Below are 4,756 nucleotides of genomic sequence, written 5' to 3' on the forward strand. Positions count from 1 at the left end.
CATAAGCTGGACCGGTCGGAAGAGCAGAAGCACCCCCGCACCATGGATTCCTGGTACCTGCACCACCCGCTGGTAAATCTTGCGCGGATGGTGAAGCAAGGGGTGGAGGAAGTGAAGGAAATGCTGATGCATTCGGTCGAATACGCCATCAAAGTTGCCCACCATTTCAATTACGAATGGCCGGTTTTTTATCACCTGGACACGCTTGAAGTGCTGAAGGCCGAAACGGAGCCCGGCAAAGGCGGGGAGCACGATGTGGCGGGGATTTATACGCTTTCTGCTCAGCCAAAAACCGGCGAAGAGCGCTTTCTCGAAGAAGCCGCCGCCGCAGGCCGCTCCCTTGCGAAGAAGGGCTTCAACCTGTTCTACCAGGCAAACGTGACCGCTTTCGGCGCCAAAGCCCTATTGCGTTTGTATCTCATCAAAAAGGAAAAAGTCTTCCTGAAAACAAGCCTGACGGCCCTGGCTACCATCATGCGCAATACTTCTTTATGGGACTGCAATTACGGCCACGGTAAACAATATCCAACCTTTTTCATGCTGTTCCCGCTGAAAGATGCGCCGTATGCCGCGGTGTATGAAGAAATAGAGGTGATGTCGTCCATGCACGACTATCTCAAAATGGCGAAGGACGCGAAATTACCGGAGCATATCACCCTGCTGTTATCCGAATTCATCCGGTTTATGATCCACCGCTGCGCATTCTACTTCCCGCCAATGGTGAACAATGAAATGCTGGTGGATAAGCCGAAAACCGGCGAAATCGAAACAGATACCTGGATCCCGATCGAAGATCTGCAGGACGGCTGGAACCAATCCGGTACGGTGGGTCAAGAGGTTTATGGCGCCGGCGTTCCCTTCGGCATAGTGCCACGGCATTACAAAGTCCTCAATGAATGGAATTGCACCGTTTTTATCGATTACCCCATGCACGACGATGTGAAACAGTTGGAAAACGGCGTAGAGATTGAAGTCACCGGCCATCCGGCCATGTTCTGCAGGATGCGGCTGCTGCCGGAAGATGAGGAACCTCTTCCCGCATGCCGTGTCTTGATCGGCGGTGCGGAAATAAAAGGCAAGAAACAGGACGATGGCAGCGTGGAGTTCTCCATTCCCGGCAAATGCGTCATTGCACTGCATTTCGGTTAGTGCCCGGATAGCCGGATTCCGCGTACGCGCGTCGGTAGGCGAGCGGACTGTAAGATGTGAGGTCGCGAAATTGCTTATTGAAATTGGATAAGGTTTGAAACCCGCTTTCATACGCAATCTGCGCCACATCCATTTCCTTCTCCAACAGCAATTTACAGGCATATCCGATGCGGATTTCGCTCAGGAAGTCCGAAAAGGTTTTATTGGCGTGGGTTCGGAAATAGCGGCTGAAGGAAGTGGGCGTCATGTTAGCCAATGCAGCAGCGGCTTCCAGGCTGATCTTCTCCCTGAAATGCTGCATCACGTAAGCATGCACGCTGTTCATCCGCTCGGTGTCTTCGGCCTTCAGCGCATTCGTATAGCCTGCGCCGGCCAGCAGGTGGCAGGATTCTGATTCGGACAACAGGTGCAACAGCTCCAGCAATCCCAGCACCCGCTCGAAGTCGCGCAGCGCCGGCAATGCCTCCATGCGGCGGGCCGCCTCCTGTTGCGTTGGCCCCGTGAAACGGATACCCCGGCGCGACCGGTTCAGCAACTGCCGGATGCGCAACGCCTCATTTTTGGACAGGAGCGCGGGCCCCAGTAAATCTTCATGAAAATATATCACCACGCCTTCCGTCTGCCGCGAGCGGTCGCCCTCGAAATATTCGGGATCACTGCGCCAGAGGTGCGGTAGGTCCGGCCCGGTAAATACCAGGTCGCCGGGCGAAAACGGTTCCACATGGTCGCCGATGAAGCGCGTTCCCGTTCCCTGCAACACCACAAACAACTGGTATTCCGCATGGAAATGCCAGTTATGGTCGAAGTGCGGCGCATGCAGGTGCTGTACGGCAAAGGCGCTGTCGGGCGAGATGCGGGCTTTTTGAACGGCTTTCATGTTACCTTTTATTTGTCATTATTAAGATGTAAAACCGGAATTAAAGACAAAATACAGTCTGAATACGACATAATCGAGGAATGACGGGATTTTTTTATTTCGGAATTTGGGATTGAATTCAGATCAGCATGAAAATTCGATTCCACGTCTTAGTCCTCGTTTTATCCACGATGCTCTTTGCCGCCTGTGGCAGGGAGCAGGAGGGGCCGATGCAGGTGTTATTCCTCGGTCACGCTTCCACCCACCATCATTCCGCGCAATACATGCCGCTGCTGGCCTCCGCGCTGGCCACGGAAGGTATCCAGTTTACGTATGCCGACGATCCGGATGTCCTCAATGATGAAAACCTCCGGCAATACGATGTTTTGATGCTCTACGCGAACCACGACTCCATCACGCCTTCCCAGGAAGCCGCGCTGTTGTCGTTTGTGCGGGGCGGCAAGGGATTTGTGCCCGTCCACTGCGCCAGCTACTGCTTCCGCAATTCCGAAGAATTCGTGAAAATGGTGGGCGGACAATTCAAATCCCACGACACGGCCACCTTCCACGTCAACACCCTCGATACCACGCACCCTGTGACACAAGGCCTGGCGCCTTTTATCACCTGGGACGAAACCTATGTGCACGATCATTTGTCGGAAGACCGCACTGTGCTGCAAGAGCGCCCCGAAAACGGCCGTAACGAGCCCTGGACCTGGGTGAAACAATACGGCGACGGCCGCGTTTTCTACACGGCTTATGGCCACGACGAGCGCACCTGGGGCAACCCCGGCTTCCATCAGCTGATGAAAAACGGTATTCTCTGGGCGGCCGGCGACAAAGCCCGCCGCAAATGGGAGGCTTTCCGCAAAACCATGCCCACGCTGCAATACCGCGACGAAGCCAATATTCCCAACTACGAAAAACGCGATCCCGCACCGCGGTTCCAGCTGCCGCTCAGCCCGGATTCATCGGCGAAGCTGATACAGGTTCCGCCCGGGTTCGAACTGCAGCTTTTCGCTTCCGAGCCGGATATCATCAATCCCATCGCCATGGCCTGGGACGAAAAAGGCCGCCTCTGGGTGATCGAAACGGTGGATTATCCCAATACCGTGCGCGGCACGGAAGGGCAGGGCGACGACCGGATCAAGATCTGCGAGGATACCGATGGCGACGGCAAAGCCGATAAGTTCACCGTTTTTGCCGACAACCTGAACATCCCCACCAGCCTCGTTTTCGCGAACGGTGGCGTGATCGTTTCGCAGGCGCCGCATTTCCTGTTTTTGCAGGATACCAATGGCGACGATAAAGCCGATACACGCAAAACACTTATCACCGGCTGGGGTACGTTCGATACGCACGCCGGTCCTTCGAACCTGCAATACGGCATGGATAACATGATCTGGGGAACGGTGGGGTATTCCGGCTTCAGGGGCAATGCCGGCGGCCAGTACCAGGAATTCAGTCAGGGCGTGTACCGGTTCGAACCGGATGCGTCGAAGTTCGAATTCATGACCCCGACGAGCAACAACACCTGGGGCTTCGGCTTCAATGCGGCGAACGACATTTTTGCTTCTACCGCCAATAATACGCACAGTGTTTTCATGGGTATTCCCAATTCCGCGCTGAAAGGCGTGGAGGGAGCGGCTATCGCCGGAAGCGTGAAGATTGACGGCCACTATGCCATGCATCCTGTGACGGATCACGTGCGGCAGGTGGATGTGTTTGGCGGATTCACCGCGGCATCCGGCCACGCTTTTTATACGGCGGCGCAATACCCGGAAGCTTACCAGTCGGTGGCGTTCGTTTGCGAGCCGACCGGGCACCTCGTGCATGTGGCGCGCATCGTGAAAGACGGCGCGGGTTTCAAAGAGAAGGACGGCTGGAACCTGTTTGCTTCGGCAGACGAATGGGTGAGCCCTGTAGATGCGAGAACAGGGCCTGACGGCGCCGTTTGGGTGCTGGATTGGTACAATTTCATCGTGCAGCACAATCCCACGCCCACTGAGGAGCGCGGTGGTTATGCGGCGGTGAACGGCAAGGGGAATGCTTATGAAAATCCCCTGCGCGACAAATCCCATGGCCGCATCTGGCGCGTCGTGCATAAAAAAGCGAAAGCATCGCCTGCTGTCAAACTCGAAAACACCGCTTCTTATATTTCCGCGCTCAACCACGATAACCTTTTCTGGCGGATGACCGCCCAGCGGCTGCTGGTGGAAAAGAAAGACTCCGCGGCCCTGGCGCAACTGGCGGATCTAACGGCCGGCAAAGCCCCCGGGGCACTGCATGCGCTCTGGGCCATCGACGGCCTCGGTGCTTCCGGCAAATACCGTACAACTATTGAAAAGGCGCTGTTGCACGAAGACGCGGCCGTGCGCAAAGCCGCGATCCAGATCCTGGCCCGCCATCGCTGGACCGACAAGCAGGTGCTTGCCTCCGGCGCCCTCCGCGATAAAGATCCCAACACCCGGCTGGCGGCACTTGTGGCCCTGGCGGAAGTGCCTGCGTCAGACACACTGGGCCGCGTATTGTATGCCATCAGCAAAGAGCCCGCGGTAAAAAACGACCAGTGGTTGCAGAAAGGTATATATGCAGCCGCGGCGCACCACCGCAAAGGGTTCATCGCGGAATTCATGGCCGAAAACCCGGGATTCGGGAAAGATGCGCCCAAACCGGCAGACCGCTCCGGGGAAAACGTCGACGACAGCAAGTGGAAAACCATGCGCCTGCCGCAATTCATCGAAAGCGCCG

Annotated in this window: 2 protein-coding genes and 1 pseudogene; 2 read left to right on the plus strand and 1 reads right to left on the minus strand. The window is 56.2% G+C overall.

Translation table 11 applies throughout. From position 1 onward, the window contains the following. Positions 1 to 1,149: pseudogene (locus tag Q0510_RS16985) on the plus strand (hypothetical protein); the annotation flags it as partial. On the opposite strand, the gene Q0510_RS16990 reads toward Q0510_RS16985, so the two are convergent. Further along, positions 1,127 to 2,026 carry an AraC family transcriptional regulator gene (locus Q0510_RS16990; protein WP_298714494.1) on the minus strand — a complete coding sequence of 300 codons (900 nt, stop codon included), beginning with the start codon at positions 2,024 to 2,026 and terminating at the stop codon, positions 1,127 to 1,129. The pseudogene Q0510_RS16985 and the gene Q0510_RS16990 sit on opposite strands and share 23 nt — an antisense overlap. A 128-nt stretch (positions 2,027 to 2,154) precedes the next feature. On the opposite strand from Q0510_RS16990, the gene Q0510_RS16995 reads away from it, so the two are divergent. Continuing rightward, a partial coding sequence (locus tag Q0510_RS16995; RefSeq protein WP_298714497.1) for a PVC-type heme-binding CxxCH protein occupies positions 2,155 to 4,756 on the plus strand: 2,602 nt, incomplete at its 3' end.

It is taken from the genome of uncultured Chitinophaga sp. (assembly GCF_937874145.1).
Lineage (GTDB): Bacteria > Bacteroidota > Bacteroidia > Chitinophagales > Chitinophagaceae > Chitinophaga.